The sequence below is a fragment of the Erysipelatoclostridium sp. MSK.7.34 genome (assembly GCF_019041935.1).
Classification (GTDB): domain Bacteria; phylum Bacillota_I; class Bacilli_A; order Erysipelotrichales; family Coprobacillaceae; genus Thomasclavelia; species Thomasclavelia ramosa.
Genome location: NZ_JAHPYJ010000009.1, coordinates 1 through 15,440, shown reverse-complemented (window position 1 = coordinate 15,440; position 15,440 = coordinate 1). Strand labels below are relative to the sequence as shown.

The window sequence follows — 15,440 nt, the reverse complement described above, 5'->3', positions numbered from 1 at the left end:
TGTTTAAAAATAAATAGTCAAGATAATTAGATGACTTTAAAACTTTTCCATTGCCCTTGTAAATAACGTACTAAGATAAGAGCAGATTTAATAGCCCAATCGCCAACCATTGCTAATGCAATTCCAATTACACCAAGGTTCATCCAAACCCCAAAAATAAATGATAAGATGACACGACACACAACAGTTGAAAAAATTGAAGTATACATCGTGTATTTTACGTCACCAGCTGCTCTAAGGCCATTTGATAATGATGAGGCTATAGGGCATAATAAGGCATTAAATAGGTTATGAATAAAACATAAAATAATAATTAGTTTAATCGTTTCGTTCGATAAACTATACAATTTAAGAATGATAGGGGTAAATAGGAAAAATACAATATTCCAAATGATCCCGCCAATATAAGTGATTCTTAATAATTTTTTCATATAATAGTCCGCCGCTTCTTTATCACCGGCTCCCATACATTGACCGATAACAGTGATAAAAGCTGGTCCCATTGCAATACAAAAAAGAGCGGCCATTGACCAAAAGCTTTGTGCAACCCCGTTTGCAGCAATCTGGCTAGTTCCAAACATTGCGACAATACTACTTAAAGCAACTTTAGATAATTGAAATAAGCCATTTTCAATGCCGTTGGGAATAGCAATATTTAGGATACGCTTAATCATTTGAGCATTCCATTTAAAAATATCCTTAATGCGAATATAAATAATATTTTTCTGATTAAAAGATATAATTAATAAAATTAAAGCCGCAACGACTCGAGAAATTAGTGAAGGGTATGCGACTCCTGCAACACCTGCATGAAGAATAAAAATTCCAATAGCATTACCAATAATATTAATAATATTCATGATGATTGATACATACATGATAACATTTGTTTTAGACATACTTCTAAACAATCCGGCACAACTGTTATAGATTGCTAAAGCAGGAAAAGAAAAAGCAGAAATAACTAAATATTTTAAGCAGGCATCCATTACATCTGGAGCGACTTTTCCAAACAATAATGTTAGTAATTGTTCTCGAAAAATAACCGATAATACTAATAAAATAACTGAAATTATTGTTGTTATCATAACTAATTGACTAGCTGCTAACACTCCATTTTCCTTGTTTTTATTACCGATATATTGGCTGGCAACAACGGCACCACCAGATGCTAATGCAGTAAAGACAAGAATGAAGACCGTATTCAACTGGTTGACTAGTGAGACACCAGATACGGCTGCTTCACCAGCATAACTAACCATTAGAGTATCAGCTATCCCAACTAATAAGATCAATAATTGTTCAATGATCAAGGGGATGATTAGAGCTCGTAGATGCTTATTTGTAAAGATTTGCCGTTTTTTATCTAATTGTATTTTTGGTTCAATAAATTTAAACATATATATTCCTCCGTTTTTCATATAATACAACCTCGACTTGACTCTAAGTCAATTGTTTTTTTTATATAATGAAGAAAATAAAAAAGAGAAACTAATTGTTTCTCTAATAAGATTTATAAAAAATCCTGACATGAAACTAAAAGGTCTATTTTTGCCCATTGAGTTTTTTCATCAATACAGTTTCCCTCTTCAACAGAGGCGAAGCCACATTGAGGTGATAATGCAATATTTTTACCAATAATTCTTTTTGCTTCAAAATAACGTGTTTTTATTTCATCATATGTTTCTAGTTTAGGATTTTTAGTTGAAATTAAGCCAGCTACAAAAGTAACATTAGTATTTTTTAATCGTGCCCATGGTGTAAATGAACCTGAACGCTCATCATCATATTCTACAAAGAAGCCATCATATGGGATTTGACAAATGATAGGGGCAACAGTATCATATAAACCAGAAAAAAGAGGATAGCCTTTAAAATTTCCTTTACAAAAATGGTTAGCAATGGTCATGTCAATAGGTTTATTTTCTAATGCTTTTGTAGATACTTTTCTAAACCATTCTAAAATATCTTCTTTTTTGTATCCAAGTGAGCTTACTTTTAAAAGGAAATTATCATCAATCATATAGGTCCATGATGTATCATCAATTTGTAAATAACGACAACCATGATCATATAAATCTTTAATTGCAATTTGAAATGCTTTTCCAATATCATCGATAAGAGCATCAATATCACCATTATAATATGGTACCTCTTTTAAACCTAATTGAAGAAAATGATCAACTAAGATCATATTTGGTCCAGAGATACATTTTTTGGCCTCAATTCCAGGATATTTTGTTACTAGGTTGAATAAGTAGTCCCAAGCCTCGATTTCTGGATGATATTTATCTTTATCATAGGTTATTTTACCGTTGATCATTCCTAATTCAATGTGATTTGTTACACCATTTCTCGTTTTATCAAGATGTTGAGTTGTAAAGCCATTAAATTCTTTTAACCAGTCCAAATGCCACCATCTTCTTCTAAACTCGCCATCAGTGACAATTTTTAGTCCATGAGCAACTTGTTTATCGACAAGTTTAGCAATTTCATCATCTTCAATTTTTCTAAGTGTTTTTAGATCAATCTCTTGATTAAAATATTTTGCTCGTGCTTCTTTGATTTTTTCAGGTCTTAAAAAAGAACCAACAATATCATATTTTATCTTCAACATATTTTTGTTCTCCTTTTATTTTAATATAAATATTATAAAGAAAAATGGCATACTTTTATAATACTAAAAAAAGCTGTTTGGCTATAGGATGAAGCTATAGTGAATATTTCTAATTGACTTATAGTTCACTATAAGTTTTATAATTGAAATAAAGTATTATTTGAACAATTATGGAGGAGTATTAAGATGAAAGTAATTACAATTATAGTACCATCTAATCAATGTCATTTATTGATTAAGGAATTAGAAGCAGATTATTTTATTTTTAAAAAATTTGATAATTATGAAATTATGCAGGATTTTTCAATTTTATTGCTAAATATTTATGATTATCAATATAATTTAATAGAAGCTGCACTAAAAAAATTTGAAATGATAAATAAGCAAAAATGCTGTCTTTGTATTAGTAAATAATTTATATTATCTTTAAAAAAATTCTTGCGCTAAAGTATGCTTTAAGGCTTATAATAGTTTTGAAAGGAAGGGCAAAATATGGATAATAAGAAATTGGGATTTGGTTTAATGCGTTTACCTTCATTGGATCCTAATGATCCAGCGAAGATTGATATTGAACAAACAAAGCAAATGGTTGATCTATTTTTGGAAAGGGGATTTACTTACTTTGATACAGCTTGGATGTACTGTGGTTTTGCAAGTGAGAATGCTGCTAAAGAAGCATTAGTGGACCGCTATCCTCGTGATAGTTTTACATTAACAACAAAATTACATGCAGGATTTTTAAAATCAAAAGAAGATCGTGATCGCATTTTCAATGAGCAGCTAAAAAAGACAGGGGTAGAATATTTTGATTATTACTTATTGCATGATATTAATACCCATAGTATTGATACTTATAATGAATTAGATTGTTTTAATTGGATTGTTGAAAAGAAAAAACAAGGGTTAGTAAAGAAAATAGGTTTTTCTTATCATGATGGGCCGGAGTTACTGGATAAAGTTTTAACTGAGCACCCTGAATTTGAACTAGTTCAATTACAGATTAATTACTTAGATTGGGATAGTGCAGGAGTACAATCTCGTAAATGTTATGAAGTTGCGACAAAACATCATAAGCCAGTTATTGTAATGGAGCCGGTTAAAGGTGGAACATTAGCAAATGTACCTGAGGAAGTTACGAAAATGTTTAAGGACTATGCTCCACAAAGTTCAATTCCATCTTGGGCGATTCGTTTTGTTGCTAGTCTAGATAATGTAGTCATGGTATTAAGTGGTATGTCTAATATGGAACAATTGTTAGATAATACTGAATATATGGCTAATTTTAAACCTTTAAATGACAAGGAATACAAACTTATTAATAAAGCAGTTGCAGCTATTAATTCTACTATAAAAATTCCTTGTACGGGATGTTCGTACTGTACAGATGGTTGTCCAATGAATATTAATATTCCAAAATATTTTTCATTATATAATGCAGATTTACAAGAAGTAGCAGAAAAGGGCTGGACTCCACAAGGCGAATATTATGCAAATCTGACAAAAACGTTTGGTAAAGCAAGTGACTGTATTGCATGCGGTCAATGTGAGAATGTTTGTCCACAACATTTAAATATTATTGAAGGACTTCAAGAAGTGGCTGCTCATTTTGAAAAATAGGCTATAATAGAAGAATTAAAAGGTCTAAGTTGACTTTTTAGTTCTTTTATTTTTATTATATTCAATATTTGCTTATTATCATTACTTATAATAGAATAAAATTAGATGAGGTGGAAATATATGTTGATTGAACAAAAAATAGAACGTGCAAGATTATCTCAAAGCCAACAATTAATTGCTGATTATCTTCTGGAAAAAAGAAGTAATATAAAGGATATGACAATCAAGGAACTAGCTGTAGCAACATATACATCAACGGGAACGATTATCAGATTAGCCAAAAAATTGGGATATCATGGTTATGAAGATTTTAAGGCTGATTTTTTAAAAGAAGTTTATTATTTAGATACTCATTTTAAGAATATTGATCCCAATTTCCCATTTGTTAAAACTGATAATATTCAAAAAATTGCAAGTAAAGTAACATTACTTGCACAAGAGACATTATCAGATACATTAGCTTTGCTAGAGCATGATAATTTACAAAAAGCTCTTCGAATTATGCAGAAGGCCAATCAAATTCATTTAGCGGCAATTTCTTATTCTTTATTATTGGGACAAATTTTTAAATTAGACATGCTTAGAATTGGAAAAAATGTTAATATTTGTAACACTAATGGTGAAGAGTTATTTTTACCTGCGGTAATTAAAAATAATGATTGCATAATCATTATTTCGTATTCAGGAGAAATTCATAATTTATGTAGTTTGGCTAGGACTTTAAAAGGAAGAAGCGTGCCAATTATTGCAATAACAAGTTTAGGGGATAATGAGCTAAAAAAATATGCTGATGTTGTCCTTCATATTTCAACTCGCGAAAAATTATATTCAAAAATTGCTGGATATTCTAATGAAAATAGTATTAAACTAATTCTTGATATTTTGTATTCATGTTATTTTAATTTAATGTATGATGATAATTTAGCTCGACGAATTGCAATCTCGAAACAAGCAGAGGTGGGACGGGAGTCTACGTTAGAGATAATGAAAGAAGATAATACTCAAAGCGGAACGTAATTCCGCTTTTTTTATTTCAATTTATTAAAAAGCGTAATCTTGATACAACATTTCCTTTAATTCTTTAGTCTTTTAAAATAACTTGATAAAATTTATAATGTCGAGGAGGAAATAAGCATGGATAGTAATTTTTTATGGGGTGGCGCAAGTGCTGCTAATCAATATGAAGGCGGATATAATTTAGATGGTCGAGGTCTTAGTATTAATGATGTTGAGTTGGGAGCAGGACATGGAAAAATCAGGGAAATTCATGAATATGTGCATAAAGATACTTATTATCCAAGTCATATAGCTACAGATTTTTATCATCATTACCAAGAGGATATTGATTTAATGGCGGAGATGGGATTTAAATGTTTTAGAATGTCAATTGCCTGGTCGCGGATTTTTCCAAATGGAGATGATTTGGAATGTAATGAAGCTGGATTAGAATTTTATGATAAAATATTTGATGAATTAATCAAATATGGGATAGAACCAATTGTTACTTTGCATCATTTTGAATTACCGTTATCATTAGTAAAAAAATATGGGGGATGGAGAAATCGAAAATTAGTTGAATTATCGGTTAGATATGCAAAGACGGTCATGGAACGATATCGAAATAAAGTTAAATATTGGATGACTTTTAATGAAATCAATGCACTCTTTTTAACTGATCGACCATGGCATATGGCAGGAATTATCTATCAGCAAGATGAAGATTTAAATCAAGTTAAGTTTCAGGTTGCTCATTATCAGCTGCTGGCAAGTGCTTTAACTGTCATAGAAGGACATAAAATTAATCCTAATTTTATGATTGGAAACATGTTATTATACCCTTGTACCTATGGGGCAACTTGTAATCCCACAGATCAAGTGATTGCCCGTGAAAAGCTATTACCAACATATTATTTTGGTGATGTTCAGGTGCGAGGTTACTATACAAATACTTGTAAATCTTATTTAAAAAAATGTAATGGTCATTTAGTAATTGAAGCCGGTGATGAAGAAATTTTGCTTCAAGGAACAGTTGATTATATTAGTTTTAGTTATTATTTTTCTGCTGTTGAAGGCGTAGCTGATATTGAGATGGTAGAGGGAAATTTATCTTCTGGCGGGAAAAATCCATATTTAACAACGACTGAGTGGGGTTGGCAGATCGATCCTGTTGGTTTACGTTATTCTTTAAATCAATTGTATGATCGCTATCAACTTCCTTTATTTATTAGTGAAAACGGATTAGGAGCGATTGATCAAATAGAAAAGGATGGCACAATTATTGATGATTATCGAATTTCATATTTACAAGAACATCTTCGAGCAATGAAAGAAGCAATTGAGATTGATTTAGTAAATTGTTTTGGTTATGCAATGTGGGGACCAATCGATATTATTTCGGCGGGTACTGGTGAAATGAAAAAGCGATATGGTTTTGTTTATGTTGATTTAGATGATTTTGGTAATGGAACATTAACTCGAACTAAGAAAAAATCTTTTTACTGGTATCAACAAGTAATTGCTAGTAAGGGTAAAAATCTAATAAACACGGAGGATAATGATAATGTTGAAACGAGTTTATAATCAAAATAGATGTACAGGTTGTGGAATTTGTACGATTAATTGTCCACAAAAAATTTTAAAAATTTCTAATGGTCATTGTGTAATCACAGATTTTGATAAATGCACTAGGTGTCAAATTTGTCAACAGGTTTGCCCATATCTTGCAATTGAGTTTAAAAATGAAGAAAAGAGTACTTTTCCCGTGTTATTAAAGGGAGTGACGATTCCTTTTCATACAGGTTGTTATCAAGGGATGATTGAGCGGCTATTGGCAGAGGTTTGTGAAGCGATGAAACTTGAGAATAAATTAGTTATATTTAAATCAAAAGATGCCCGTTTTGAAATAAACGTAGAAATTTACGGAAGTGATAATTATCTTAAAGATGCGTTAGAGTATAAACATAATCATCCAGAAAAGATAGTTGTTGTATATTATACTGATGAAGAGCCATGGCAGCATAAACAAGCAATCAGTGATTTTAAAGAACTTGATAATACACCAATTACTATTTTTCACATGCTTAATTATTTTTCTAATTTAAAATTAAAACCAACTTCTGATGAATATGCTATAGATCTTTGCGAAATACTATGTATTTCAAAAGACGCTGCATTAGTTGCTCGTGGAAGTTTTACAGATATTAAACGAATTACTGAAGTAAAGCGTTATATGAAAGAGGCAATTGGACACCAACTTGAAGCCAACGGCTATACTTTTTTAGAACTAACATTACCATGTCATTGGCGGTTATTAGATAAACCTCAAGGTACTATTACATCTTTACAAGTAATAGAAAATATTGAGTGGTTTAAAAATATTATCAATAAGATGTACCCGTTAAAGAAATATAAGTAAGATAAGATTGACTATAAAACAATGACTAGATACGCTATAATGTTATAGTAACGATGAATTATAGGGGGACTAGATCATGGATAGGGATGAGGTACTTAATAATTATTATATGCAAGAAGATGCCCTAGTAAAATATGGATTCAAACGTCTTGATAATCTTTTTATTGTTGAAAAAACTTTGAAAAACAATGAATTTTATGCTCGTTTTGAAATAAGTAATAGTTGCTTCAACATTGATGTGTTTGAAAATAACGGTGAAAAATTTTTACCTTTTTATATAAAAAATGTAGTTGGGGGCTATACTGCACTGATAAAGGAAGAAGTTGCAAGTTTAACGGATGAAATCTTAAAATCATGCTTTAAACCAATTAGTATTAGAAAAAAGATATTAGCTTATGTAAATGATAAATATCAAACTGAAGCAGATTATCCGTGGACACGTGATCCAATGTCAGCTACCTTAAAAATATTAGAAACTAAAAAATGGTATGGATTGATTATAAATATCCCATATCGATGTTTAAATATTGATAAAGAAGGAAAAGTAGATATTTTAAATGTTAAAAATACACCTGAAAAAATCAATGCCTTAATTGATCATATTCATTATTTTCCTGCTTATCATATGAATAAAAAGCATTGGATCAGTATTTTACTTGATCGTACTGTCCAGATAACACAAGTAGAAAAATTATTAGATGAAAGTTACCAACTAGTTACTAAAAAGTAAAATAATTTTATAATTTAGTGAATAATAAAAATACATCAGTATTTATGATAGATATTTTATTAAAGACATCTCAATCCGAGATGTTTTTTTGGATATATGAAAAAATAATGTTTTTTAATTTGATATAGTGTAAAATATAAGATATTTGAGATTAGAGTAATAGTAATAAGGAATGGAGAATTATAAATTATGGTTATTGTATTAATTGCAGCAAGATATAAAAAACTTTTAGAGTGGATAAACAATCGTAATTATGAAGGAATTAAAGCAATCTATAAAATTAAAAACGTTGGGCCAAAGGTTTTTCTTTATATTGATACTAGCCTTGATTTAAAAAATATTATTAAAACATTTAAAAAGAGTATCAGTGAACAAGGCGGGATGGCATATGTATATGAATTCTACGGTATTTATAATGAAAAAATCGATTATAATGCTTATATCAGCAATAAAACTAAAGATATAATGCGTTATTATCAAACAAAAATAAAAGATTTAACGGATAAGGAATTACATGATTTTTTATTAAAAAATAACATAGATAACGATAGTGATTAAAGACTATCGTTTTTATGTTATGTAAGTTATTAGTGTTTATTTCTTTTATAAATCAGTGAATAGATAATACTAAGAATATAATTAAATGCAAGTTGTGAATAAAAAGTAGCAATTTTTTCATCTTTTTCTTTATGAGGAATAATTATATGATAATTGCTATATTTGACTAATGGATTGTCACAGTTAGAAGTAATGACAATGATCTTGCAGCGTTTTTGAAAAAGAATTTTTAAACAGGCTTTATAGGATTCATTTTTATCATAAGTGATAAATAAACAACAATCATCCTTAGTGATTCCTTTACAAAAAGATTCCTGTTCATTATTTTCAGTTGTCAAAATGAAAAATTTACCAATTTTAACTAGCTTATTTATAAAATTCATCGCTGTAATTTTAGAATCACCAATTCCAAAAACAAAAGTTCGTGGACTAGTATCAAGAACTTCTACAATATCTTCTAATTCAGCAATATTTAATTCACTGTTAATTAGATTAATGCTATCTTTATAGACATTTGAAATACTGTTAATAATTTGCCAGGTTGGTTCATTTTCTTGGAAAGGTAGAGTGAAATCAGTTTCGTTATTTAGATATTTTAAAGATTCGATATTTCTTAGGTATTCTATTTTGAAATCTCTAAAGCCATTAAATCCTAGTTTTTTACAAATTCTTATAATTGTTGTATTTGACGAAAATGTTTGGTTAGCTAATTCTCCAATTGTCATATTTAAGACTAGATTGGGATTTTCTTTAATAAAATTGATGACTTCGATCTCACTTTTTGTAAAAAGTTTCTCATTACTTAAATTATCGATTAAACTCATTTTTACTTACTCCTTAGAATAAATTTATGAAACAGGAAATAAAGTCTATTATTTTAATTATTAAATTATTGTACTTTGTGATCATTTCATATTTAAAATAACTATTATTATTTCTTGTTTGTTATGATTATAGCATTAAAGGAAGGGGTTTCATAGAATAAATTCAGCTGATTTGTATTCCTCCCGATTGAAATATGATAATATTAAATTTTTTAAGTATTTATATTGGATACTTTATTTTTCATGATATGAGTGATTGTAAATATAGAATAACTTTGTTATATTAATTTTTGAAAAGAAGCATATAGAAGATGAGGCGTTTGCTATTTTGGGAAAGGATGAAATGATAATGATTAGAGTAGGAGTGATTGCTGATACACATGACATATTAAAAGAAGAAGTGTTAAATGAACTGAAACAATGTGATTATATTATTCATGCTGGTGATATAGTTGATATAAAAATATTGGAGCGTCTACAAACAATTACAAAGGTATTTGTTGTAAAGGGGAATAATGACAAGCTGAGTCTGAATGAAGAAGAATATTTTAATATTGGAGGTTATTCATTTTATTTGGTTCATCAATTAGACACTAAAAAGGATGTTGATTTTTATATTTATGGACATTCACATCAATTAGCATGTTATCAAAAAGGTAGAACATTATATTTAAACCCTGGAAGTTGTGGAAAAAAACGTTTCTCATTGCCCTTAACATATATTATTTTAGATCTATATGAGGATCATTATGAATTTCTTGTTAAAGAATGTTCTAAATAATTGTTTTTGATAAAAAGTCTTGATTGAATATGCATTCAGCAATTTCAACTAGGCTTTTTATTATGCAGAATATAAGATTTTTCACGTTAAAATATCATTGTTTTCATATAAATTATCAAGTTCTTGTTTTAATGAATTAAAAACTCCGTTTGATGAAATCAAAAATATTTTTTTGAGAACATCTTGCTGCGAAACTGTCTGGTCTTGATATTGATACATTTTTATTGATAAATTTAGGTGCTTTTTTGTATCAGCTGGGAATAAGCGGTATATGTTTTTGTTCATCATGTATATTTAATACTTCTAAGAACTCATTGATGTTTGGGGTAGGTATTCCGTTGTATTTTTTGTAGTAATTATGTTGATAAAGTTGTCAGAAAATTTAGAATTTTTGAAATATATTACATTTAATACTTTATATGATACAAAAAGTATTTTAGAAGGTAGTGGATATAAAAGCGGATTAATGGCTATGCTGTTAATTGCAATTATTTTATATATAATCGGTATTATATAGTTTCAAAAAAAGACTTGCCATTATAAAATAATAATTAGAAATTTATGGTAGGGGGTTAATCATTTAAAACAAATAAAAAGACAGTCATATGAATTTCTTTTCTAATAGAATACAAAATGTATATTTAGAAGATAGTAAGATATATTGCTGTCTTTTTTATTTAATTTTTTGATTTCCAATATTCAAATATAGGAGCCTCTGGTTTGTCTTTTGACCAGAACATTTCATGTCTTTCAAAATAGCCAATAACTTTTTTTGATGCATCTTTAACAGGAACGAAAAACTCTCTTTCTCCAGTTTTACCATTAAGAACTTCAAACATTTCTTCTTCACCAGCATCGGCGCGTTCTAGAAATTCTTCAATTCTTTTCTTTGAATTTTCATTATGACAATTGAATAAACTATTGCCAACTTGAACTCTTGAGCCGTATCTTTGCTTTGCGGTTTTATTCATATAGCGTACAATATGATTTCGATCAACGAAGACTATTTCATAAGCATAAGCATCTAAGATATTATATAAGATTTCCATTGTTATTTCCATTTTATCACGTATACTCAATTTAGGTCACTAAGTTGAGTATTCTCCTTTCTGCCCTTATATACATTTATATCATCCAGAGCCAATGATGATATAATTTTATTAGCACTGTGGATTTGTCCCTATTTTTCTACAGCTTGACTGTTTAGAGGTTATACCTGCCACAGTTCTTTTTCAAATTGTTGATTAAGTTAATTAGCACTCGATGCTTTATGAACAACGTGAATACATGAAGAAAAAACTTGTGGTCTTACTGACAGTGCGAATTATTTTATGGAGGTTTTTTATAACTTATTTAGTTGGTATCGATATTGCTAAATACAAGCATGACTGCTTCATTCATGATCATAATGGTGAAGCCATTCGTCATTCTTTTACTTTCGTTAATAACTAGAATGGGTTCAATCAATTGCTTCTTATTCTTAAATTTTTTGGATAAGAATCAAAAAATAAAAATAGGTTTTGAAGCCACTGGTCATTATGGAAGCAGCCTTAAACAATTCCTCAAAGCCTACAATTTTGACTTTATGGAGATTAATTCTTTTTTAATCAAACAATTTTCCAAAGCCTCAACTCTTAGGAAAACTAAAACTGATAAGATTGATTCTGTTTTGATTCCTTGATATCTTACGACCGTTGACTACAAACCTACTTCGAACCAGTCATAGCACCTTGCTTGAAATCTACAAAAATATTAATGCTAAAATAAAAGATATTGAAGCGGGAATCATTCAGAAATGAGTCTGGACAAGATAATTTTAAAGGTCACATGGCAAAACATGGCTCTTCTCATCTTCGTCAAATTATCATGAATGTTGTAGATACTTTTGCATTAAACAATCCTGTTATATATGACTATCAATCAAAGAAGGAAAACACTGGCGAGTTGCACAGACTCACGTTTGCTAGAAAACTTATCCGTATCATTTTTTACCTAGAAAAAACGGCATGGATTTTGATTCCAAATTATTAAAATAATAATCAATAGTTGTCACTATTAATTTTTTTGGAGTTGAAAAACTCCTTTTTGGCGTTATTTGATATCTATATATAAATTTTTTTATAAATCGTTTGATTTACAATAGTTAATCACCTCTTACTATTTGATTTTAACAAATATTCATTATTTTTGATAGTCATTGTATAAATGAGAGACATATTAAATAAAATTATTGACTATTATTGTGGCTAAGTTACAATAGTAATTTTAATTTAAATAAAAGTAAATAGGATACTAACATCTTTGAAATTGGTCAATTAGTTTTAAATACTAAAATCATATATGTATTTTATATTAACTCTTGTGGAAATAATGGCATATGTGAATCATTTTTGATATATCACAAATTTATTTTTTATTTTTATATGTATTTCCCCAATCAGCCATTACGTCGATTACTGGTCGCATACTTTCACCAATTTCACTTAAACTATATTCAACACGTGGTGGGACTTCTGGATAGGATGTTCTAATCACGATTCCATCTTCAACCATTGACTTTAAGGTTGAGGTTAAGACTTTTTGAGATATTCCATCAATTTCTCTTTTCAATTCATTATAACGCATTGTTTTGTTAAGAAGATATTTCAGAATTAATAATTTCCATTTGCTTCCAATTAGTTCAACAGTTGTTGCAACTGGACATTCTGGCAAGTTTTCTTTTTTTATCATTGGTCCTGTTCTCCTTTAGATAAGTTAATTTTATTATAAATAGTTAGAGTCATTTAAGCAAGATAGAGCTAAGCCGGTAGTTGTGTTATAAATCTCATTTCTAACAAAAAAGTGCCTTCTTTTTTAATCAATAATTACTTGATATTATAATAGTAGCTTAAAAATTATAAAATTAATTCTATTGAAAGGGAGAAAATATTTATGAATATTACTAATTTTAAATGGAGTCTTGGAAAATGTATTCATTGTGGAAAATGTTTGAAGGTTTGTCCAGGCGATTTGTTTATTTTTGATGATAAGAATGAATTAAAAATAAAAGAAATTGATTGTTTTGGTTGGGGTGGATGTTGGCAGTGTGATCATTGTTTGGCTGTATGTCCAACTGGGGCAATTTCTATTTTTAATAAAGATCCTCAAAATAGTGTAACTTTACCAGATTATCAAGATGCTGGGAAAATGATGTCGGCGTTGGTTCGTACTCGTCGTGCTTGTAGACGTTATCTTAATAAAGATGTTGATAAAAAAATTATAAAAGAATTAATGGGGAGTATTCAATATGCACCAACTGGTGGCAATAAGCGAAAGTTAGAGTTTACCATTATTGATGATTGTAAAGAAATGGACTATTTTCGCTTATTAGTTAGAGATGAAATGATTAAATTAGCTAATAATGGCATATATCCACAAGGGTTTGATAAAACTTCATATAATCAAATGATGGCATGGGAAAAATCAGTTCGGCCAGACTCTATTTTTTGTGGAGCACCGCATATTTTGATTCCTCATGCACCAAAAAATATTCCTTGTGCTGTTCAGGATGTTAATATGGCAGCTGCATATTTTGAATTGTTATGTAATGCAAATGGTTGGGCGCAATATGTATGAGTTATCCATTGGCAGTTCTAGGTAATATGCCTAATGTAATGAAATTATTGCAAATTCCTGAGGATCATTATATTAGTTTAATGGTTGGGTTTGGTTATCCTGAAATTCGTTATGCTAGAGGCGTTCAACGTGAGGCAAATGGTAAAATTAAAAGAATTGTTTTTACTCAAGATTAGGATAGTTTATTAAATTTAAATATTTTTAATGAAATAACTACAGTTAGAATTATAATTGTTTGGTTTTTAGAAAATTTATTGTAAAATATGAGTGGGTGATTAATATGAATTTAGTAGACCTGCTAAATGACAGTAAGCAATTTAATGAAACGCAAAATATAATTTGTCAGTATATTTTAAATCACAGTGAAGATGTTGTTAAGATGAGTGCAAGAGCATTAGCAAAAGAAACTTATACAAATGCTTCAACGATTATCCGGTTTGTGCAAAAGATTGGATATGAAAATTATAATGATTTTAAAATTCATCTTGTTCATGATTTAAAAGAATATCAAGCTGCTGATATTAAAATTACAGAAAAAGAAAAAAGTATTTCAATTGTTGATAAAATTAGTGAACTAGAAAAAAATGTCATTGAAAAAACAAAAAATCAATTATCATTACAACAAATAGAATATATAGCAGAACTCCTAAAGAAAACTACATATATTGATTTTATTAGTAGTGATGCAAATGCATGTATTGCAGATTATGCATGTCATTTATTTTTCTTAGAGAGAAAGATAGCTAACAATTATACAACATCAAATCAGCAGCTTTATTTAACTTTAACTGAATTAAAGGAGCATGTTGTTTTTGTGATTAGCCGTAGGGGAGAAGATGAAAAGATTCTTAAAGTTGTTCAAGAGTTACATAAAAATAAGGAAATAAAAATTATTGCAATAACTGGGAGAAAAGATAGTCCAATTGCAAGATATTGTGATGAAATTTTATCTGCGATTCATATTGGCTCTTTTGTTGAATTAAGAGATATGATTTTTCAGGTTTCTGCTCAATATATTATTAATTGTCTATTTTCTTTGTTATTTACAGACGATTATCAGTCGATTGTTCAATTTAATGACGAATATGAAAAAATATATTTAAAGTGATATGCAACAATGTTGCATATTTTTTACTTATTTTCTTTAAATTATGTCACATTGTTTCTTTCTTTGGAAAACCGATTGAAAATAATTAAGTTTTAAATTACTATAAAACCGTATATTTAAAAGGAGGAAATAAAATGTTACACAAAAAACTAAAACCATTCCCAAGTGATTTTTT

General features: G+C 28.9%; 21 protein-coding genes. 15 read left to right on the top strand and 6 right to left on the bottom strand.

Features of this window, described 5'->3' with window-relative positions; genetic code table 11:
• Positions 1 to 26 precede the first annotated feature (26 nt).
• The gene (locus KTF99_RS07770) at positions 27 to 1,400 is read right to left on the bottom strand and encodes an MATE family efflux transporter (RefSeq protein ID WP_156635518.1); all 1,374 of its coding nucleotides are present in this window, start codon (positions 1,398 to 1,400) and stop codon (positions 27 to 29) included.
• Positions 1,401 to 1,513: 113 nt separating this feature from the next.
• The gene (locus KTF99_RS07765; protein ID WP_008791552.1) at positions 1,514 to 2,617 is read right to left on the bottom strand and encodes a methionine synthase; all 1,104 of its coding nucleotides are present in this window, start codon (positions 2,615 to 2,617) and stop codon (positions 1,514 to 1,516) included.
• Between the two features lie 186 nt (positions 2,618 to 2,803).
• Here KTF99_RS07765 and KTF99_RS07760 point away from each other — a divergent pair, with 186 nt between their 5' ends.
• From KTF99_RS07760 to KTF99_RS07730, 7 genes are all read left to right on the top strand, one after another.
• A complete protein-coding gene (locus KTF99_RS07760; RefSeq protein WP_009300224.1) occupies positions 2,804 to 3,031 on the top strand; it encodes a hypothetical protein in 228 nt (75 codons plus the stop codon).
• A gap of 78 nt (positions 3,032 to 3,109) precedes the next feature.
• Positions 3,110 to 4,234, top strand: a complete 1,125-nt coding sequence (locus KTF99_RS07755) for an aldo/keto reductase (RefSeq protein ID WP_003537544.1) — start codon at positions 3,110 to 3,112, stop codon at positions 4,232 to 4,234.
• Positions 4,235 to 4,354: 120 nt separating this feature from the next.
• On the top strand, positions 4,355 to 5,251 hold the full coding sequence (locus tag KTF99_RS07750; protein WP_008791554.1) for a MurR/RpiR family transcriptional regulator: 897 nt from the start codon (positions 4,355 to 4,357) through the stop codon (positions 5,249 to 5,251).
• Positions 5,252 to 5,368: 117 nt separating this feature from the next.
• Entirely contained in the window at positions 5,369 to 6,814 is a 1,446-nt protein-coding gene (locus KTF99_RS07745) for a family 1 glycosylhydrolase (protein WP_003537548.1), read from the top strand.
• On the top strand, positions 6,795 to 7,649 hold the full coding sequence (locus KTF99_RS07740; RefSeq protein ID WP_008791555.1) for a 4Fe-4S binding protein: 855 nt from the start codon (positions 6,795 to 6,797) through the stop codon (positions 7,647 to 7,649). The genes KTF99_RS07745 and KTF99_RS07740 overlap by 20 nt, the downstream gene beginning before the upstream one ends.
• 76 nt (positions 7,650 to 7,725) lie before the next feature.
• On the top strand, positions 7,726 to 8,379 hold the full coding sequence (locus KTF99_RS07735) for an MmcQ/YjbR family DNA-binding protein (protein ID WP_003537552.1): 654 nt from the start codon (positions 7,726 to 7,728) through the stop codon (positions 8,377 to 8,379).
• A 189-nt stretch (positions 8,380 to 8,568) separates the two neighbouring features.
• On the top strand, positions 8,569 to 8,937 hold the full coding sequence (locus tag KTF99_RS07730) for a hypothetical protein (RefSeq protein ID WP_029480159.1): 369 nt from the start codon (positions 8,569 to 8,571) through the stop codon (positions 8,935 to 8,937).
• A 29-nt stretch (positions 8,938 to 8,966) separates the two neighbouring features.
• Here KTF99_RS07730 and KTF99_RS07725 read toward each other — a convergent pair whose 3' ends face one another.
• Positions 8,967 to 9,761 (bottom strand): MurR/RpiR family transcriptional regulator, encoded by a 795-nt coding sequence (locus KTF99_RS07725; protein ID WP_003537556.1) that lies wholly within the window; start codon positions 9,759 to 9,761, stop codon positions 8,967 to 8,969.
• A 349-nt stretch (positions 9,762 to 10,110) separates the two neighbouring features.
• On the opposite strand from KTF99_RS07725, the gene KTF99_RS07720 reads away from it, so the two are divergent.
• Entirely contained in the window at positions 10,111 to 10,542 is a 432-nt protein-coding gene (locus KTF99_RS07720; protein WP_009300227.1) for a metallophosphoesterase family protein, read from the top strand.
• Between the two features lie 81 nt (positions 10,543 to 10,623).
• On the opposite strand, the gene KTF99_RS07715 is transcribed toward KTF99_RS07720, so the two are convergent.
• On the bottom strand, positions 10,624 to 10,761 hold the full coding sequence (locus KTF99_RS07715) for a hypothetical protein (RefSeq protein WP_155854212.1): 138 nt from the start codon (positions 10,759 to 10,761) through the stop codon (positions 10,624 to 10,626).
• Positions 10,762 to 10,900: 139 nt separating this feature from the next.
• On the opposite strand from KTF99_RS07715, the gene KTF99_RS07710 reads away from it, so the two are divergent.
• On the top strand, positions 10,901 to 11,059 hold the full coding sequence (locus tag KTF99_RS07710; protein WP_155854211.1) for a hypothetical protein: 159 nt from the start codon (positions 10,901 to 10,903) through the stop codon (positions 11,057 to 11,059).
• A 160-nt stretch (positions 11,060 to 11,219) separates the two neighbouring features.
• On the opposite strand, the gene KTF99_RS07705 is transcribed toward KTF99_RS07710, so the two are convergent.
• Complete coding sequence (locus tag KTF99_RS07705; protein ID WP_227174176.1) at positions 11,220 to 11,621, bottom strand: PAS domain-containing protein; 402 nt, start codon at positions 11,619 to 11,621, stop codon at positions 11,220 to 11,222.
• A 184-nt stretch (positions 11,622 to 11,805) separates the two neighbouring features.
• Here KTF99_RS07705 and KTF99_RS07700 point away from each other — a divergent pair, with 184 nt between their 5' ends.
• The 3 genes from KTF99_RS07700 (at position 11,806) to KTF99_RS07690 (ending at position 12,573) form a co-directional block, all read left to right on the top strand.
• Positions 11,806 to 11,994 (top strand): hypothetical protein, encoded by a 189-nt coding sequence (locus tag KTF99_RS07700; RefSeq protein WP_009009649.1) that lies wholly within the window; start codon positions 11,806 to 11,808, stop codon positions 11,992 to 11,994.
• A complete protein-coding gene (locus tag KTF99_RS17630) occupies positions 11,927 to 12,223 on the top strand; it encodes an IS110 family transposase (RefSeq protein ID WP_003537564.1) in 297 nt (98 codons plus the stop codon). Before KTF99_RS07700 ends, KTF99_RS17630 begins: the two co-directional genes overlap by 68 nt.
• A gap of 146 nt (positions 12,224 to 12,369) precedes the next feature.
• Positions 12,370 to 12,573, top strand: a complete 204-nt coding sequence (locus tag KTF99_RS07690; protein ID WP_147322384.1) for a hypothetical protein — start codon at positions 12,370 to 12,372, stop codon at positions 12,571 to 12,573.
• Between the two features lie 375 nt (positions 12,574 to 12,948).
• Here KTF99_RS07690 and KTF99_RS07685 read toward each other — a convergent pair whose 3' ends face one another.
• A complete protein-coding gene (locus tag KTF99_RS07685; protein WP_003537566.1) occupies positions 12,949 to 13,272 on the bottom strand; it encodes a winged helix-turn-helix transcriptional regulator in 324 nt (107 codons plus the stop codon).
• A gap of 201 nt (positions 13,273 to 13,473) precedes the next feature.
• On the opposite strand from KTF99_RS07685, the gene KTF99_RS07680 reads away from it, so the two are divergent.
• The 3 genes from KTF99_RS07680 to KTF99_RS07675 all read left to right on the top strand — a co-directional run bounded on the left by KTF99_RS07680 (position 13,474) and on the right by KTF99_RS07675 (position 15,265).
• Positions 13,474 to 14,157: a nitroreductase family protein gene (locus KTF99_RS07680; RefSeq protein ID WP_254210109.1), complete on the top strand. Its 684-nt coding sequence runs from the start codon at positions 13,474 to 13,476 to the stop codon at positions 14,155 to 14,157.
• Complete coding sequence (locus tag KTF99_RS17105; protein ID WP_022007822.1) at positions 14,154 to 14,333, top strand: hypothetical protein; 180 nt, start codon at positions 14,154 to 14,156, stop codon at positions 14,331 to 14,333. The genes KTF99_RS07680 and KTF99_RS17105 overlap by 4 nt, the downstream gene beginning before the upstream one ends.
• 104 nt (positions 14,334 to 14,437) lie before the next feature.
• Complete coding sequence (locus KTF99_RS07675) at positions 14,438 to 15,265, top strand: MurR/RpiR family transcriptional regulator (RefSeq protein WP_008791559.1); 828 nt, start codon at positions 14,438 to 14,440, stop codon at positions 15,263 to 15,265.
• Positions 15,266 to 15,440 lie beyond the last annotated feature (175 nt).